At 38.4% G+C, this 17,879-nt stretch carries 14 protein-coding genes and 1 pseudogene; 7 read left to right on the top strand and 8 right to left on the bottom strand.

Going from position 1 to position 17,879, the window contains the following annotated elements; all coding sequences use genetic code 11:
* Positions 1-83: 83 nt before the first annotated feature.
* The 4 genes from WFN33_RS12635 to dxs all read right to left on the bottom strand — a co-directional run bounded on the left by WFN33_RS12635 (position 84) and on the right by dxs (position 3,911).
* Entirely contained in the window at positions 84-419 is a 336-nt protein-coding gene (locus tag WFN33_RS12635; RefSeq protein ID WP_336953479.1) for a hypothetical protein, read from the bottom strand.
* 33 nt (positions 420-452) lie between these two features.
* Positions 453-866, bottom strand: a complete 414-nt coding sequence (locus WFN33_RS12630; RefSeq protein ID WP_336953478.1) for a hypothetical protein — start codon at positions 864-866, stop codon at positions 453-455.
* Between the two features lie 179 nt (positions 867-1,045).
* On the bottom strand, positions 1,046-1,876 hold the full coding sequence (locus tag WFN33_RS12625; RefSeq protein ID WP_004725624.1) for an inositol monophosphatase family protein: 831 nt from the start codon (positions 1,874-1,876) through the stop codon (positions 1,046-1,048).
* 130 nt (positions 1,877-2,006) lie between these two features.
* Positions 2,007-3,911: a 1-deoxy-D-xylulose-5-phosphate synthase gene (dxs, locus tag WFN33_RS12620; protein WP_336953477.1), complete on the bottom strand. Its 1,905-nt coding sequence runs from the start codon at positions 3,909-3,911 to the stop codon at positions 2,007-2,009.
* A 315-nt stretch (positions 3,912-4,226) separates the two neighbouring features.
* On the opposite strand from dxs, the gene ribA reads away from it, so the two are divergent.
* Complete coding sequence (gene ribA / locus WFN33_RS12615; protein WP_336953476.1) at positions 4,227-4,829, top strand: GTP cyclohydrolase II; 603 nt, start codon at positions 4,227-4,229, stop codon at positions 4,827-4,829.
* Positions 4,830-5,041: 212 nt separating this feature from the next.
* Positions 5,042-5,152, top strand: a pseudogene (locus WFN33_RS12610) (DUF4844 domain-containing protein); the annotation flags it as partial.
* 217 nt (positions 5,153-5,369) lie between these two features.
* On the opposite strand, the gene hemN reads toward WFN33_RS12610, so the two are convergent.
* On the bottom strand, positions 5,370-6,734 hold the full coding sequence (hemN, locus tag WFN33_RS12605; RefSeq protein ID WP_336953475.1) for an oxygen-independent coproporphyrinogen III oxidase: 1,365 nt from the start codon (positions 6,732-6,734) through the stop codon (positions 5,370-5,372).
* Positions 6,735-7,007: 273 nt separating this feature from the next.
* Here hemN and hemF point away from each other — a divergent pair, with 273 nt between their 5' ends.
* The gene (gene hemF, locus WFN33_RS12600) at positions 7,008-7,949 is read left to right on the top strand and encodes an oxygen-dependent coproporphyrinogen oxidase (protein WP_336953474.1); all 942 of its coding nucleotides are present in this window, start codon (positions 7,008-7,010) and stop codon (positions 7,947-7,949) included.
* Between the two features lie 674 nt (positions 7,950-8,623).
* Positions 8,624-9,412, top strand: a complete 789-nt coding sequence (gene aroE / locus WFN33_RS12595) for a shikimate dehydrogenase (RefSeq protein WP_336953473.1) — start codon at positions 8,624-8,626, stop codon at positions 9,410-9,412.
* 78 nt (positions 9,413-9,490) lie between these two features.
* Here aroE and WFN33_RS12590 read toward each other — a convergent pair whose 3' ends face one another.
* Positions 9,491-11,896 (bottom strand): hypothetical protein, encoded by a 2,406-nt coding sequence (locus tag WFN33_RS12590; RefSeq protein WP_336953472.1) that lies wholly within the window; start codon positions 11,894-11,896, stop codon positions 9,491-9,493.
* Positions 11,897-12,129: 233 nt separating this feature from the next.
* On the opposite strand from WFN33_RS12590, the gene WFN33_RS12585 reads away from it, so the two are divergent.
* Positions 12,130-13,953: an acyl-CoA dehydrogenase C-terminal domain-containing protein gene (locus tag WFN33_RS12585; RefSeq protein ID WP_336953471.1), complete on the top strand. Its 1,824-nt coding sequence runs from the start codon at positions 12,130-12,132 to the stop codon at positions 13,951-13,953.
* A gap of 210 nt (positions 13,954-14,163) precedes the next feature.
* Here the strand turns inward: WFN33_RS12585 and WFN33_RS12580 are convergent, their stop codons facing one another.
* Both WFN33_RS12580 and hemW read right to left on the bottom strand, forming a co-directional pair.
* Entirely contained in the window at positions 14,164-14,649 is a 486-nt protein-coding gene (locus WFN33_RS12580) for a hypothetical protein (protein WP_336953470.1), read from the bottom strand.
* Positions 14,650-14,725: 76 nt separating this feature from the next.
* Entirely contained in the window at positions 14,726-15,880 is a 1,155-nt protein-coding gene (gene hemW, locus WFN33_RS12575) for a radical SAM family heme chaperone HemW (protein WP_336953469.1), read from the bottom strand.
* Positions 15,881-15,998: 118 nt separating this feature from the next.
* On the opposite strand from hemW, the gene WFN33_RS12570 reads away from it, so the two are divergent.
* Both WFN33_RS12570 and WFN33_RS12565 read left to right on the top strand, forming a co-directional pair.
* Positions 15,999-16,460 (top strand): DMT family transporter, encoded by a 462-nt coding sequence (locus WFN33_RS12570; protein ID WP_336953468.1) that lies wholly within the window; start codon positions 15,999-16,001, stop codon positions 16,458-16,460.
* Positions 16,461-16,500: 40 nt separating this feature from the next.
* The gene (locus tag WFN33_RS12565; protein WP_336953467.1) at positions 16,501-17,856 is read left to right on the top strand and encodes an MATE family efflux transporter; all 1,356 of its coding nucleotides are present in this window, start codon (positions 16,501-16,503) and stop codon (positions 17,854-17,856) included.
* The last annotated feature ends 23 nt before the right edge of the window (positions 17,857-17,879 follow it).

The following is a 17,879-nucleotide window of genomic DNA, read 5'->3' as shown; positions in this document are numbered from 1 at the left end:
CGAAATTTAGTGCGTGCGCAGAGTATAGCAGAATTTATAATAATGTCACGAAGTTTTATTGTTTTTTCCTGTATTGTATTAAATCATTCATAATATTCAGGAATTAAATAAAAAACTTGATCTACAACTAGACTCTCATCCTCAATAATATCTGCTACAGCGACCGCTAAACACTTAATGGTAAACTCACTTAGAATAATCATATTGGATTGCCAATGATATGTGCCTAAAGCGCACTCTCCTGTTTGTTTATTTTTCTGCATTAAATACTGAATATTTTCAGTTGTGCTTGCACTGCCCAAAAATGTTTGTCCATCTATAATGACCCAAAAGTCTATGTTTTGCAGCGCAACATCTTCATGAGGAATTGTATGATGGGTTTTTAGACTAAATTTTTCATTTTGATAAATAGTTTTCAATTGATCTATTCCGAGTTAGTTTTTGGATTTCATCTAAGTGCCACCATTAATTCGATAAATTCTATACCGTGCCTGTTCTGCAAGCTCTTCTTTATCTGAATGCGTATATTCTTCTATTAAATTGATAGCTTCTACTGTACCTATTTCTTGTAATACCCAAAGACATCTTTTGAAATAGGCAGAATCCTCTTCACTAGCTAAATATGCCAAGTGAGGTTTTAAAAAAATTGCTCGCTTTATATAAGGAATAGCATAAGGATCTTTTCTCATTTGAAGATCGCAAATAATTTCTATATGATCCTCATGCTCTAATAGCAATAATCTTTCGCATTGCTCTTGAGTTGTTTTAGATTCATCTATTTTAAGATATGGATTTCCCTGTTCCATTTTTTGGCTCATAGATTTAAAACCAAATAACTTTTTTACTTTATCCAGTAAATTTCTCACCCTTAGCTTCCCCCAATAAGTTGTATTATTTTTTATATAAGTACTATTCGCTAGGTCTTGCAATCACAGAAGTTTAAACAACGACATTCAGTATTGGTAGTATTGCATTAAATCACAACCCATAAAAAAGCCTTCATAAAAATGAAGGCTTTTTAAAACTCAATCTACACAAGTATAAATTACTTCGCAGCTTCACCCCAAGCAGGAACAACAGCTTGCATCAATGGTTTTAACATTTTCATAGAACACGCAATCACTTGACCATTTTCCATAGAATCTGAACCACCACGAGCATCAACGACTGTACCACCCGCTTCTTTCACCATAAGCTCGCCTGCTGCGATATCCCAAGGTTTTAAACCGAGCTCAAAATAACCATCTAAACGACCAGCTGCGACATAAGCCAAGTCTAATGCAGCAGAACCTGCACGACGATATTGTGCACCAGCTTCAGTTACATTTAATAATGATTCAAAATGGTTTTTCGCATAAGAAACAATCTCACCATTACGTTTAGCGCGGTAAGCATGACCTACACCCATAAAGGTATTTTCAAGACTGTCTTTAACATTCACACGAATACGACGTTGATTCAACATTGCGCCACGACCACGGCTTGCAGAGAATAGCTCATCTTTCACAGGGTCATAAATAACACCGTGTTGAGTTACACCTTTATGTTGAACTGCAATAGATACACAGAAATGTGGGAAAGCATTGATAAAGTTTAAAGTACCATCAAGAGGATCAATCACCCAACACCAATCGGCATCATGACCTTTACCTTCTTGTAGCCCAAACTCTTCACCAAGGAAGCTGTGATTTTTATAACTTTTACGAAGCGTATCAATAGTCAACTGCTCGATATAACGATCTACACGAGTCACTGGACCATCAATTCCTTTTTCTTCGACTTGTAGATCGAGTTTATGACGATTTTGATGCGCTTTTAAAAGCTCTTGACCAACTAACTGAGCCGCACGCGCAGCCATCACCACCATAGGTTCCATTGAACACCCACTACAAATTTGAAGATACTGATAAAGAATAATGCATAAAAGCGCCGACATTTTAGCAAATATCGGCGCTTTTTGGGAAATTTTGTTTCTAAAATTTTACAACTTCAATTTTTACATGAGCTTAAACGTGTTGTACTAGCTTTAACCATGCCTGTTCAATCGAGTTTTGAATACCTTTTTCATCTAAACCACAGTCTTGAAGCATTTCAGAGTGGCTTGCTTGTGCAAGAAATTCATCAGGTAAACCTAAGTTTAAAATTGGCTTCAGAATTTGTGCCTGTGCCAAGAACTCATTTACGGCACTACCCGCACCTGCCATCACCGCATGTTCTTCAACAGTAACAAATAAGTGCGTTTTATCTGCCAAATCACGAATAATTTGTTCATCCAGTGGTTTCACAAAACGCATATTGATCACACGAATTGCGATATCCAATGTTGGTGCGAGTTGTTTTGCTGATTCAAGCGCAGGTTGAACACGACTGCCAAAAGCCAAAATCGTGATACCGTCTTCGTGTTCAGTATTGAGTTCTAACAATATTTCAGCTTTACCAATTTCCAGCTCAATCAACTGTTGTTGAATTTCTACACCTAAACCATTACCGCGAGGATAACGTACTGCAGTTGGCCCTTTGTATAGATATGCTGTATGCAACATTTGGCGACATTCGTTTTCGTCTTTTGGCGCCATGATCACCATATTGGGAACAGTACGCATATAAGCATAGTCATAAGCACCAGCATGCGTAGGACCATCTTCACCGACTAAGCCTGCACGATCAATACCAAAGGTCACATCAAGATTTTGTAAAGCAACATCATGAATCAGCTGGTCATAACCGCGTTGCAAGAAGGTTGAATAAATCGCCACAACTGGCTTTAGTCCTTCACAAGCCATACCGGCGGCTAATGTCACAGCATGCTGTTCTGCAATAGCAACATCGAAGTAGCGCTCTGGAAATTGCTTAGCAAACTGTACCATGCCTGAGCCTTCACACATAGCAGGGGTAATCGCGAGTAATTTGTCATCTTGTGCAGCTTCATCGCAAAGCCATTGCCCAAATACATCTGAATATTTTGGTGCTAAATTTTTAGTAGCTGAAGCATTAATTTTGCCAATCGCATGATATTTAATTTGATCCGCTTCAGCAGGCGCGAAACCCTTACCTTTCACAGTATAGACATGGATCAGGCGTGGCCCTTTACGTTTTTTAAGCGCATTAAAGACTTGGACCAGTTGCTCAACATTATGGCCATCAAATGGGCCAAAATAATCAAAACCAATCGCTTTAAATAGATTATCCGCGGCATCAGTCGCAGATTGATGTAAGCGAGAGTTGTAGTTCCATTCAGGACAATCCTGTACAAAAGCTTGCCCTTCTTCATCAATATTGATGAATTGCCCTTGTTCCCAAATTGCAGCCAAATGCTTAGCAAAACCACCAGTGCTACATGAAATCGACATATCATTGTCGTTGAGTACCACCAACAAATCAGCATTATGTGCCACTGCATCATTCATGGCTTCAAATGCCATTCCAGCAGTCATCGCACCATCACCAACGATGGCAACAACTTCACAAGGATCTTTTTGATAACGACGTGCCAAGGCCATGCCCAAGCCAGCAGAAATTGCAGTCGATGAATGTCCTACACCAAAAGTATCGAATTCGGATTCATCACGTGCTGGAAAAGCTGCCAATCCATCTTTAGAACGGATAGTCATCAATTGCTCACGGCGTCCTGTAAGAACTTTATGTGGATACGCCTGATGGCCTACATCCCAAACTAAACGATCTCTTGGGGTTTCAAAACAATAGTGTAAGGCGACTGTTAACTCTATAACGCCAAGGTTTGCACCAAAATGCCCGCCACTTTGTCCAGCAGCATACAAAATAAATTGACGCAATTCGTCTGCGACCTGCGGCAATTGGCTTTGCTCAAACTGACGTAATTGTTGAGGATGATTAATTTCATTCAACAAAGGCGTAACAGGACGATGACTAGGTATTTCGGTATACAACATATGTGGCAAAGCCTTCTAAAGCCTGGCAAATCTAGCTAGGTAAACGGGTTAGCATGATTGTGAGAACAAATCATATCACATTCGATCAGCCACATTTATAATGATGCGTCATTGGAACTTCCAAGTCAGCTAGTGTGCTATTGGTGTCAATTATCATGAATAATCTATCTATATATCAACTATTATCGTGTGCTTTATACAAAAAAGAAATTTTTATAGCAATGTTATCTATAAAAACATGCTTTACAAACCTACCAATGTCCAAGCATTACGCTATACTTTAGCCAATTTCTAAACAAATAGATGGAAGATTCTGTGTCAATAGAGTTTGTTGCCACTTCAAAATTACCCACTGCTTATGGTGATTTTAAAATTTCTGTATTTCAAGATCCACAAACAGGTGAAGAGCATGTTGCTCTTTCTAAGGGTTTAGAAATCGCGCCTACAAACCCCGTTTTAGTTCGTATTCATTCAGAATGTTTAACTGGCGATGCCTTTGGCTCATTAAAATGTGACTGTGGTCCTCAATTGCACAACACCATGAAAATGATGAATGAAGCAGGTCAGGGTGTGATTTTATATTTGCGCCAAGAAGGTCGTGGTATTGGTTTGACCAATAAAATCCGTGCTTATGCGCTGCAAGATCAAGGGCACGATACTGTTGATGCAAATTTATTGTTAAACCTACCTGCTGATGCACGTAAATATGATATGTGTAGCATCATGCTTGATCATTTACAGGTCAAACAAGTTAAACTCATTACCAACAATCCATTAAAATTAAAAGCTTTAACAGATTTAGGTATTGATGTATTAGATCGTGTACCGTTGACAGTGGGCTTAAATAAGTTCAATGAAGATTATTTAAAAACCAAACATGACCGTATGTCTCATATGTATGAGAAAGATGATTTTTAAATAATCACTAAGTTAAATAATAGGAGACTGAACTAATGAAATTAAGCTCAATCTTATTTGCAATCATTCTCCTTTTATTCAACGCATATGATTCAAAAGCCTAATCTGCAATCATTCAATAATTAAAACAGCTCCAACAACAAGGTCACTTTTTGCCCGACATTTTTTATATTCTGAGATCCAAAATCCTTAATTAAAGCAAAAACTCGATTAGCTATGAAAAATTTTTAGATATTATTGGCCTAGAAAGCTCAGATATTATTTTAAATACTTGGGTATATGTTGAAGTCATTAATAAGTTAATTGAACAAAAGAATCAGTAAAACCATAACATCTCTAATAATTCACTAATTTTTATAAATAAAACATCAAGAAAGATTTTGCTCTCTCGGATGGCGACAGGGATGTCACCGTTGGACAAGGATGACAGGAGTCCCCTTTGCCCAACTAAGGATTTTTATTTCTTTCATCCCTGAAAAGAAAGGAATCATCTACACTTCTTCATCTAAATGTTTAAATACAATATTTTGTAAAATAGAATCATATCGTCATCGAGAAAATTTGCGTTTCAGGTTTTCTACGTTTTAAATGCAAATCAAACGCCATACAGATATTACGGACAAAAGGTTTCCCTTGCTCCGTGATCACAATCCGATCCACTTCAATATTCAATAAACCATCGTGCTGCATTTCAACAAGCTGTTGAATCACATCACCACGTTCGGCAAAATCCATCATGTGATCTGACCAAGAGGTTTGAAAGGTACACATCAAATTCAAAATATGTTGACGAATCTTTAAATCTTCTACACTTAACACATGCCCTTTCACCACAGGAATTTCATCATTTTCAAGACAACTGTAATAAGCTTCTAAATTTTTTTCATTCTGTGCAAAGCTATACCAACTATCACCAATTGAAGATAGACCCAATCCGATCATGACTTGTGTTTTTGATGAGGTATAGCCCATAAAATTACGATGCAAAGTACCTGCATGAAATGCTTGATACATCTCATCCCGATCTAAAGCAAAATGATCCATCCCAATCTCATGATAACCATGGGCTAAAAGTTGCTTTTTCCCTTCTTCATATAGCGTTCGTTTCATTCCATCTTTGGGCACATCATGATCTTTAAACCCACGCTGTCCATTGCCCTTAATCCAAGGCACATGGGCATAACTATAAAAAGCCAAGCGATCTGGCATTAAAATATTAGTCAAATCAATGGTATGCAATACATCTGCTAATTTTTGAAATGGCAAACCAAAAACCAGATCATGTGAAATGGATGTATAGCCAATGTCACGTGCCCATTGCGTGACTCTTTCTACATTTTCAAAGGGCTGGACACGATGAATGGCTTTCTGAACATTCTCATTATAGTCTTGCACACCATAGCTGACACGGCGAAAACCAAGCTCATATAAGGCCTGTAACTGTTCTCGTGTGGTATTATTGGGATGCCCTTCAAAACTAAATTCATAACGATCCGCAATATTGGCTTTGGCTAAAATACCCTGAATTAATTGTTGTAAATGCTCAACTGAAAAAAATGTTGGTGTCCCACCCCCCAAATGGATTTCTTTAATGATGGGTCTGTCTTCTAGCAACTGACAATATAAATCCCATTCTTTTAAAACTGCTTGAATATAGGGTAGTTCAACATCATGCCGTTTAGTGACTTTTTTATGGCATCCGCAAAAAGTACATAGACTTTCACAGAACGGTAAATGAATATAAAGACTGATGCCTTCAGCGAGATTAGACTCATCAAAAGAGCGCTTTAGCGTTTGTTTCCATTGTTGCAGCGAAAATGAAGCCTCATCCCAATATGGAACCGTTGGATAACTAGTATAACGGGGTCCAGCAACATTGTATTTTTGAATCAAGGAACAACTCATATTCACTGCTCGATACGCAATTAACATTCAAAATGAAATAAACCCAAAATTGAATTTATCCTCAATACATTGTGCTGAGCTTAAGGATAGATTTCAACCTAGCGAATTGCTCGGGATTGCGAAGCTTATGCCAACGATAACCAAAGATTTTCACTCACGTTCAATTAATTCACGGCACGTTCAAAAAATGTCTTCATGATGACTTCGTTTTGTTTTTTTTGAATTTTTATGTTTTGATGTAGAAAATTTTTCAATTCTCCTTTGAGGATGATCATGCAAAACCCGACTTCTGCAGATATTCAACGTGTTCGTGATTTCCTGACAGATTTACAAGCTCGAATCTGCTCTGCCCTAGAGCAACAAGAAAAATTAGGCCATGGCACTGCAACATTTGAAATTGATGACTGGCAACGCCCTGAAGGGGGCGGTGGCCGTTCATGTGTTTTACAAAATGGTACTGTGATCGAAAAAGGCGGGGTGATGTTTTCTCACATCAACATTTCCAAACTACCAGCTTCAGCAACAGAACGCCATCCAGCAATTGCTGGAGCCAAAGCACAAGCCTTGGGTGTTTCTTTGGTCATTCATCCAACAAACCCCAATGTTCCAACATCTCACGCCAATGTACGGCTATTTGTTGCAGAACCTGAAGGACAGGCACCAATTTGGTGGTTTGGTGGTGGTTTTGACCTCACGCCTTTTTACCCGAATGATGAAGATGTTTTATCTTGGCACCAAACAGCATTTGATCTATGTGCACCGTTTGGTAAAGAAATTTATATGGAACATAAGCAATGGTGCGATGATTATTTCTATTTAAAACATCGTGATGAACAACGGGGTATTGGTGGATTGTTTTTTGATGATTTAAACCAATGGGATTTTGAAAAATGCTTTGAATATATACAAGCGGTCGCTCATGGTTATTTAAATGCTATTTTGCCTATTTTCCAAAGAAATCAGGATAAACCATTTACACAAGCCCAACGAGACTTCCAACTGTATCGTCGTGGTCGCTACGTTGAATATAATTTGGTTTATGATCGTGGAACTTTATTTGGCTTACAAACTGGTGGGCGAATTGAATCTATTCTGGTCAGCATGCCACCACTTGCTGCATGGTCTTATCGCCCAGAATGGGATGAAAATAGCCCAGAAAAACGCCTCACTGATCATTATTTAAAGCCTAAAGACTGGTTGTCCATATTAAAGTAATCATCAGCAATTTAAGCTTCATCGTTAAAAAGCTATCTTTCATTTAAGATAGCTTTTTAACTTAAACCGTTGAATACTTCTGAGAAAATAAGTCTTGAAAGATTTACTCACAATTAAAATGAGAATAATTCACGATTAGGACACTTTTTTAATTTAATATATGTTCGAACTTGGCTAAGATACCAACCTTAAAATTTCCTTAATTTTTTTGAAAAAAGTCTTAGCATTAAAGATTATTATAGCGGTAGAAACCAGAGGTAGGTATGAGGAATTTATTAGAAAATCACAAGGTTACACTTTCATTCAGTATTTTATTTTTATTAGCATGCTCTATTTCAACCACTATTATCTCTAACAACCATCTCTCTGACAGCATCTCGATTACCTCTAGTGTTGTATTATCTGCTGGATTTCTTGTTGTTTTTGCTATGATTTTTCTTGACTTCTTAGAGTCAGTTTGCAACCCATAAGCATCTTTTTTAAAGCACAACATTTCCCAAAAAACCTTCCTCTTAAAAACCAGCTTTAGCGCGATTAAAAAAGCGCTCTAAATCATCAATTTATTCAAATTTTAGCATAAGCTAAACTGCATATAGTTTGGTTGTATCATCCATTTTCAAGTATATTGTCGAGATTCTCTAAAAATCAATACAATCAATACTTGGACATTTGGCATGAGTAAACTATTCGCAGTCATTGGAAATCCGATTGAACACTCTCGTTCACCTGAACTACACCATGCCTTTGCAGAAAAGACTGGTATTGATCTCAACTATGTAAAACGTCTTGCCCCACTCGATGGCTTTACTGCAAGTGTTAATGAATTTTTTGCACACAATGGCATAGGTATGAATGTTACTGTGCCATTTAAAGAACAAGCTTTTGCCTTATGCCAACAACTGACAGAACGTGCAAAAATCGCTAAGGCAGTCAATACGCTTTGGATGGAAAACGGCATTTTGCATGGTGACAATACAGATGGACAAGGTTTAGTCGATGCGATTAAAGCATTGGACTGGACTTTAGAAAACACAGATATTTTGATTATTGGTGCAGGCGGTGCAACTCGCGGTGTGGTTTACCCTTTGGTAAAAGCGGGGGCTAAAATGATTGTGATTGCCAACCGTACCCGTTCACGTGCGGAACAATTGGTGGCAGATTTACAAAGCGCTGTTCCTGAAGCAGAACTTTCCGCTTGTAGCCTAGATGAATTAGATGGGCAATTTGATCTTGTTATCAATGCGACTTCGGCAAGCTTAACGGGTGATGCACTGATTCTTCCTGAAACCTTAACCTTTCACCATGCTTATGAAATGGCATATGGCAAACCTTCAAGTTTTATCGATCAAGCCAAAGCGCGCCAGATTCCAAGCTCAGAAGGCTTCGGTATGTTGGTTGGACAAGCCATCGAAGCATTTTATATTTGGAATGGGGTTCGTCCAAATTTAAAAGATTTTCTTTAATCATGGATGTATCTTTGTTTTAAAAAATCAATAAAAAAGAACCTCAATTGAGGTTCTTTTTAACCAAACCAAGATCAATTACTTTAACTTGGCATCACTCAAGATCTGATAGGTTTGCTTAAATAAATCATAATCAATAAATTCAGTCGCGTCTTGATCCAAGCCAGCCACTACCTGATCGTTAAATTTATTACGTTTAAATGCAGTATAAGACTTGGCTAAAATCTTCGCTGTTTTGATAAAGTCAGCACGTTGCCCTTTTTCAATCTCATTTTCTGCTTCAAACTTCTGCATATAATATTGCGCAAAAACAGCTTCAGTGGTTTTGTATTTCTTAACTAAATTCTGAATTTCTAAAACACTTTGCTTATCTTTCCAAACTTTAGCCACGATCTCATCAACAGCATTTCCAAGTCCATCATCATATTGGTGGTCATCTTCCAAATGATGTTTTTTCTGTAAAGCTTGGATCTGCTTTAAAGTCTGGCCTTTTGGATTGTAAATCTCTTCATCAGAATAAGAATAAGCGTAGACTGCCGCAATTTCCTGTAAATCTTGAGCAGAGTATTGTTTGATTAGCTCAGGTTTTTCTGCAGTCAGTTTGGCAATAAATACCGCTTTATAGGTTTTTTCATAGGAACCCGTTTGTGCAAACACCTGTTCAGCCAACTGTGCTAAACGCTCATCTAAAGTTAAGTATTTTTGTTCTGAACGGCTGCCTGTATCACCTGAAACACCCGCAATACCACCTACAGCTTGCTCCATAATGCTGCCTTTAAAGATGTCTTTAAATGGTTTGGCTTGCTGTAAAACACTCTGGTCGATCTTGCTGGCATTTCCATAATTAAGGAATTGCATATCCATCTTAACATTCAGCTTGCGATTTAATTTATCAAAATCCACACCCAAATCATAATCTACTTTTACCGCCCGGCCTTTGTTATCTAAAGACAGATCAACGATTAAAGGATTACGTTTGTTTTTAGCCGGCAAACTGGATTCAACTTCAGTATGATGTTGATTCCACAGTTGTTTAAATTGTTGAGCATCAACCAACTGGTCTTTCGCATAGCTTGTAAAGGTTTTGACAAGCGCTGCATTACTTTGCTGCTGTAAAGTTTTGCTAGCTGAAGATGCATCATCCTTTTGTTCAGCACTTAAAACATCAATTTCATAATGATACTGGCAATATTCCACATCACCAAAACGTGGATGAGCTTTTGCTTTTGTTAAATCTTCACACTGTTGTTCAGTTAAAATTTTCTGACGCGCTGCTGATGCGTCTTCAGACTCAGCTTCAACATTGTCATCATCCTGCTCAGCAGCATCAGAAGCTTGGCTAGTGGCATAGTCTTCGTCATCTTCAACTGCTTTTTTAGCCGCTTCTTGTGCATCTGCATAAACTGCATCCACCTCTTCTTCAGACGCGTCATGAGATTGACGATTGACTGCACTATAAAGTTGATACATGGCGCTAGCGGCATCAGCAACTCCCGCATCATCAGTATTGATCCCCGCTGAGGCTTCTTCTACTGCTTTCATTGCAGCTTGTGCCGCTTCGTTAGCATCATCGCTAGATTGGCTTTCTCCTGTAGTATCTAATAGTTTTGCAATATTAGTAGCGCTCAATCCAAGCACTGAATTCATGAAATATTGACGATTTACTGTAGAATACAATTGACCTTGCAAAAACATTTCTTCAATGGTGGTATTCAAGCGGATTTTTTCAACCACACCTGTTTGCTTCTCAGCTGAACTCACCGCAAGATTTTCAATTTGATTCGGGGAAGCAATTAAATAAGAGGTTGCGCCTGATTGTTTAAGCAACTCAACCAAGGCTTTTCCATTTACCTTGGCAATATCATCTTTATATTTAGAAAAATCATAATAGGCATATTTATTCTGATCTTGTGAATTAGCCAAATAAGGCATCAAAGAAAAGATATGCGTATAGAATTTATAATTATTTAAATCCAAAACTGTAGGAATACGCATTTCCACTGAGAGGTTGGGTTTTTTATACAGTGTCTCTAAGTTAAGCGATGCCATTTTCTGACGATAATTTACCGTTCCATCATAACGAATCTGCAAATCATTCACGATATTTTGTACAACATCTGCGCCCATACCAGCAAAACGACTAAAATACTTTGAGTCCTGTTTAGCAATTGCTTGATAAAGATCTTTTTTTTGCGCATCGGTTAACTTGATTTTTTGATCTTTCAGGTATTGATTGACCTTTTTTTCAATTGTAGGATCTAATTGTTTTGTATCAGCTGTGTTGGCTTTCTGAACGCTATCAAGTCGAACCTTAACTTGTCCACGGTAATCAAAATTTGGATATTCATATAAGGCATTAAACCCTTGAATTGCACGTTGCGGAGCGTCTTGATCTGCATTTAAAGCATTGCTTTTAATCACATGTGTAGAACATGCTGATAAACTCAAACCCAATAAACACAATGTTAATTTTTTTAAATGCATGATAGATCTACCCACTTGAATATTATAATGACAATAAAAATAACAATGAAACAATAAAAAACAAAGTGTACAAGACTATCAAAAAATCAACAAATTCACATGTGCTTTTTCTACCAAATTCGCATTTCTGACAATTTTTTTAGAGAGTCTTATCAATGTAATTCCCATATGATTATGAATAATGAAGCTATAGATTGAAAATCCAAAACTATTTTTAAATTAGGATTAAACACATGCCAGCATATAAAGCGCCGCTCCGTGACATACGTTTTTTAATGAATGAAGTTTTTGACTATTCTGCACATTATAAAACACTATCAATTGGCGAAAATGCCGATGCTGATACTGTCGATATGATTTTAGAAGGTGCTGCAGATTTTTGTGAAAATGTACTTTCTCCGCTGAATCAATCTGGTGACGAAGAAGGTTGTCATTTTAAAGATGGTGAAGTCTCGACACCAAAAGGTTTTAAAGAAGCTTATAACCAATTTATTCAAGGCGGCTGGCAAGGCCTGTCTTATCCTGAAGAGTTTGGTGGCCAAGGTTTACCGATGTCATTAAACCTAATCAAATCTGAAATGATGGGGACTGCAAACTGGTCATTCACCATGTACCCAGGTTTGAGCATGGGATGTATGAATACCATCCTGCAATTTGGTACAGACGAACAAAAAAATACCTATATGCCACACCTGACTGCGGGTACATGGTCAGGAACAATGTGTCTGACTGAACCACAATGTGGTACAGACTTAGGTCAAGTAAAAACTAAGGCTGAACCTAATGCTGATGGTACTTACGCGATTACAGGGACAAAAATCTTCATCTCTGCGGGTGAACATGATTTAACTGAAAATATTATCCATATCGTTCTTGCGCGTCTTCCAGATGCACCTGCAGGGACTAAAGGTATTTCATTGTTTATTGTGCCTAAATTCATCCCTACAGCTGAAGGTACAGTGGGTGAACGTAATCCTGTGACTTGTGGTTCTATTGAACACAAAATGGGAATTCGTGCATCTGCTACAGCAGTATTAAACTTTGATGGCGCAACAGGCTATCTGATTGGTGAAGTGAATAAAGGCTTACATGCAATGTTCACCTTCATGAACACGGCGCGTATTGGTACTGCTGTACAAGGCCTTGCTCACGCGGAATTATCATTCCAAGGTGCTTTACCATACGCAAAAGACCGTATGTCTATGCGTGCTCTATCTGGTAAAAAAGATCCAGACAAAGTGGCTGATGCAATCATTCACCATGCAGATGTACGTCGTATGCTTTTGACTCAAAAAGCATTTGCAGAAGGCGGTCGTGCAATGATTTATCATGCCGCTCAACTTGCAGATAAAATGACTGATGCAATGTTACAAGGTGATCAAGCAAAATTTGAAGAATATGATGATAAGCTTGGTTTCTATACCCCAATTCTCAAAGGTTTCTTAACAGAAATGGGGCTTGAATCTGCGAATTTGGGTATGCAAGTGTTTGGTGGTCATGGCTATATCAAAGAGCATGGCATGGAACAAATTGCACGTGATGCACGTATCGCGACTTTGTACGAAGGTACGACAGGTATCCAAGCACTTGATTTAATTGGTCGTAAAGTGCTGCTTTCATCTAAAGGTAAAGTGGTTCGTGAATATACCGCTGAAATCTTGAAATTCTGTGGTCAACATGCACGTAACAAATATATGCGTCGTTTTGCTTGGGATTTAACCAAGATCTGTGCGCAATGGAACGCTTTGACTGTACGTATTATGCTTGCAGCACGTAAAGACCGCGAAATCGTATCATCTGCTTCTGTGGATTTCTTGATGTTCTCTGGTTATGCAATGATGGCTTACTACTGGGCTCAACAAGCAGCAGTCGCTTCTGAAAAACTAGCGTCTGGTAATGGTGCCGAAGTTCCTGAGTTCTATAAAGCAAAAATCAAACTTGCAGATTTCTACTTTGAACAATTATTACCACGTTCACAAGGTCATGCTGAGTCTATGGTAAATCCATCTCGTACCATGATGGCACTTGATGCAGAACATTTTAGTTTTGATTACTAAAATTTAAGATTTCTGAAAAAACAAAGAGCGCTACGGCGCTCTTTGTTTTTTTAAATATAACAGTGCAAGCTGCACTACAGTGATATTCATTTACTTGTAGCAGAAGCCCATCCTTGAAAGCCTGAACTTAAAAATGCCCTTAAGCGCTCGCTTTAATGCTTTTAAAAATTGATCTGTTTAAAAGCCAACAGATAATTCTGTCATCCCCTACTATTGAGTTTTAGAAGCGGGTTGAGTAATGGTTTTAATCAACTTAAATCGATTTTTTTCGAGCACATAAAAACGTGTAGTCACTTGATCCACTTCATAGTTTTGATTCATATGCTCTTCTTGTGTGACCAAGAGACGGCTGTTTGGACGTGTTGCAACCACATCTTCAGTCCGTTCCTCCCCACCAAAGCCATCCGCTAAAAGCTGACCCGTACGTTTATTGACAAAAGAATAGACTCTACATCCCCCGCCACAGCCCCACATGGTGGTGACATATTCACCGGCAAAATCTGGTTTTTGTGTTAATGCATCTCTTAGTCGAGTGCGAAACATATTGGCACTTGGATCTGAAAGATCAAGTTCCGCGGTCTTGCCTGTATACACAGCTTTCACCAGATAATCGCTAAATTGAGGGACAACGTTTTTAGCATATGCCAGTGATAGGCTTGCCACAGCAAATAACCTGCTGATTAGGAACTTATTCATTGTGATGACCTTAACTTTTAATAGATTATTGTTTTAAGTCAGATCATAACAAAAGCTAAATTTTTATGCTGTAGATTTATAGAAACTCTTCCAGCACAGAATTTAAAAATACATGACCTTGCGCTGTACATGCCAACTGTGCGTCATCATTCAACATCAATTTACGCTGTTTTAATGAACCAATTACCTGATCTAAATCAGACAAATTCAACCCTGTACGTTCAGGATAAATGTGGGCATGAACACCCTCATTTAAACGTAAAGCATTCATCATAAATTCAAAAGGCATGTCTTGTTTTTCAATACGTTTAAATTGCAAATGTTCAGCAGGCACTTTGGCTAAGTAGTCTTTAGGCAAACGGGTTTTTTGAAAACGGTATACACCATCAGCTTGGGTAATTTTGCCATGTGCCCCTGCCCCAATCGCTAAATAATCGCCAAATTGCCAATAATTTAAATTATGTGATGACGGTTTTTCTTTACGCCATGCAGACACTTCATAATTGATAAAGCCATTGGCCTGTAAATATTGTTCTCCCTGTTCTTGAATGGTTTCCAGAACATCATCTACAGGCAAAATAGGTTGAGTGCGGAAAAAAACGGTATTCGGTTCAATGGTCAATTGATACCATGAAATATGGGTTGCCCCATTTTCGACTGCAAGTTTTAAGTCATACAAGGCTTGTTCTAAAGTCTGTTCTGGTAAACCATGCATCAAATCTACGTTGACGCGTTGAAAACCCGCTTGTTTGGCATGTTGAATGGCGGAAACAGCATCATCATTGGAATGGATACGCCCCAGCTTTGTTAGATGATCAGGATTAAAACTTTGCACCCCAAGCGATAAACGATTAATCCCAACATCTAAATAGTCTGCAAAAGGATCATGTTCAACTGTCCCAGGATTGGCTTCCAAAGTAATTTCACAATCCTGCTCAAACGGTATTAAAGCTTTTAACTGGGAAAAAAGCCACTGATAACCTTGTGCAGAAATCAATGACGGGGTTCCACCACCAATAAACACACTATGAATTTTACGTCCCTGAGCAAAATCCACTTGGGTTTTAAAGTCTTCAACCAATGCTAGCAAATATTCTTGCTCTAAATCTAAAGACAGCTTCCCATCAGGTACAGCATGTGAGTTAAAGTCACAATACGGACACTTACGGACACACCACGGCATATGGATATAAAGCGACAAAGGTATATTTTGAGGTGTTAAATCAGTCAAAGAAAGCTCAGAACAAGTTTAGAGAGTAATTATTTTAACATGACTTCTACCATCCGATTAGAACAAGTCATCAATTTGCTTTAGACTAAACATTAACAATAAAAGTAGATGAAGAAGAATGCTGAAAATATCGAGTCAATTATTGTTCCTTTTACCACTCACCATGGGTATTGGCATTGCCATGACCTTTCAAACAGCTCTTAACACTCAACTACGTGAATATCTTCATTCCCCATTACAAGCTGCCCTTTTATCCTTTTTAGTTGGTACACTATTGCTCGCTATTTTGGTGATTGTACAAGCTGAACAAAGACCAACCCTTTCCAGTTTAGCGGTGATACCTTGGTATCTTTGGCTGGGTGGCTGTTTAGGTGTTTATGCAATCAGTATGAGCATTTATACTGCACCGAAATTGGGTTTTTTAACCCTGTCAGGCTTAATTATTTTTGGACAAATTGCAATGTCGATGATCGTTGACCAATTTGGACTACTGGGTACAGATAAAACGCCAGTCAACTGGCAACGTCTTTTAGGTGGCGTGGTGATTTTTATAGGTGTGCTTCTCACTCTACAACGCTAACCAATCTATTTTCTAAGCACATTTAAAACGAGTATTTACTGTGTCTGCATCGATAAAAGCCACAACTACCCGCTTTGAATTAAAGCAACTTTTTAACTTAATGCTCCCAATATTAATCACTCAGTTTGCTGCGGCAGGCTTTGGATTGATTGATACCATTATGGCTGGGCATATGTCTCCCGAAGATCTCGCTGCAATTGCTGTTGGTGTAGGTTTATGGATTCCTGTCATGCTGCTGTTTAGTGGCATCATGATCGCAACTACGCCTTTAGTAGCAGAAGCCAATGGCGCACGCACTCCAGAAAACATCCCTTCGATTGTTCGTCAGTCTTTATGGGTTGCCTTATTGCTGGGTATTATTGGTATGCTCATTTTACAGATTATTCCTTTATTGTTACCTTTGGTTGGTGTGCCTGAATCTTTATTGCCTAAAGCCAGTTTGTTTTTACATGCAATTGCTTTTGGTATGCCTGCTTTTACCATGTATTCAACATTGCGCGGCTATTCAGAAGCTTTAGGCTATCCTCGTCCAGTTACAGTGATTAGCCTTGTAGCACTTGTGGTACAAATTCCGCTCAATTTTATTTTTATGTATGGGCTTGGTCCGATTCCACACTTGGGAAGTGCGGGCTGTGGTTTTGCAACAGCCCTGTTGCAGTGGATCATGTTCATCACGATTAGCATCTATATTTTAAAAGCCAAACGCTATCAAGCTACACAACCCTTAAATATGTTTGAGAAAATAGACCGCGTACTGATTAAACGCATTCTCAAACTGGGATTGCCGATTGGTTTGGCGATTTTCTTTGAGGTCAGTATTTTCAGTACAGGTGCAATTGTACTCAGTCCGCTTGGTGAAGTTACCGTTGCAGCACATCAAATTGCCTTATCCATCACATCGCAATTGTTTATGATTCCGATGTCATTGGCTTTAGCCCTGACCATTCGTACGGGCACTTATTATGGTGAAAAGAATTGGTATGCGATGCGTAAAGTGCAGAAAGTTGGATTAATGACCAGTACCTTATTCGCCTGTATTACCATGCTACTCCTGTTGATTCTTCGTCCACAGATTGTGTCTGTTTATACCAGTGACTATGATGTTTCCCAAGCAGCAATATATTTAATTTTATTTGCGATTGGTTACCAACTTATGGATGCATGGCAAGTCAGTGCTGCAGGTTGCTTACGTGGAATGCAGGATACCAAAGGCCCAATGTGGATCACCATGCTGGCCTACTGGGTCATCGCTTTCCCTGTTGGGATTTATTTGGCACGTTATACCGTTATGGGTGCAGCTGGGGTCTGGACAGGACTGATTATCGGACTCACGATTGCCTGTGTTTTATTACTGACACGCTTATATACCAATAATAAAAGGTTAAGTCAGGCTTAATTTAGATTTATTTGATTTAAAGC

The sequence above is a fragment of the Acinetobacter sp. AS167 genome (assembly GCF_037152175.1).
Taxonomy (GTDB): Bacteria; Pseudomonadota; Gammaproteobacteria; order Pseudomonadales; family Moraxellaceae; genus Acinetobacter.
Note: the sequence above shows the minus strand (reverse complement) of the source record. Positions and strands in the feature narration are given on the sequence as shown.

What these genes read in the sequence shown, in the direction of transcription:
- hemN (WP_336953475.1), bottom strand. Translation starts at nt 6,734, where the DNA reads ATGAGTTGTTCCTTGATTCAAAAATACAATGTTGCTGGACCCCGTTAT.
- WFN33_RS12585 (WP_336953471.1), top strand. Translation starts at nt 12,130, where the DNA reads ATGCCAGCATATAAAGCGCCGCTCCGTGACATACGTTTTTTAATGAAT.
- WFN33_RS12590 (WP_336953472.1), bottom strand. Translation starts at nt 11,896, where the DNA reads ATGCATTTAAAAAAATTAACATTGTGTTTATTGGGTTTGAGTTTATCA.
- WFN33_RS12625 (WP_004725624.1), bottom strand. Translation starts at nt 1,876, where the DNA reads ATGGAACCTATGGTGGTGATGGCTGCGCGTGCGGCTCAGTTAGTTGGT.
- WFN33_RS12570 (WP_336953468.1), top strand. Translation starts at nt 15,999, where the DNA reads ATGCTGAAAATATCGAGTCAATTATTGTTCCTTTTACCACTCACCATG.
- hemF (WP_336953474.1), top strand. Translation starts at nt 7,008, where the DNA reads ATGCAAAACCCGACTTCTGCAGATATTCAACGTGTTCGTGATTTCCTG.
- aroE (WP_336953473.1), top strand. Translation starts at nt 8,624, where the DNA reads ATGAGTAAACTATTCGCAGTCATTGGAAATCCGATTGAACACTCTCGT.
- WFN33_RS12580 (WP_336953470.1), bottom strand. Translation starts at nt 14,649, where the DNA reads ATGAATAAGTTCCTAATCAGCAGGTTATTTGCTGTGGCAAGCCTATCA.
- dxs (WP_336953477.1), bottom strand. Translation starts at nt 3,911, where the DNA reads ATGTTGTATACCGAAATACCTAGTCATCGTCCTGTTACGCCTTTGTTG.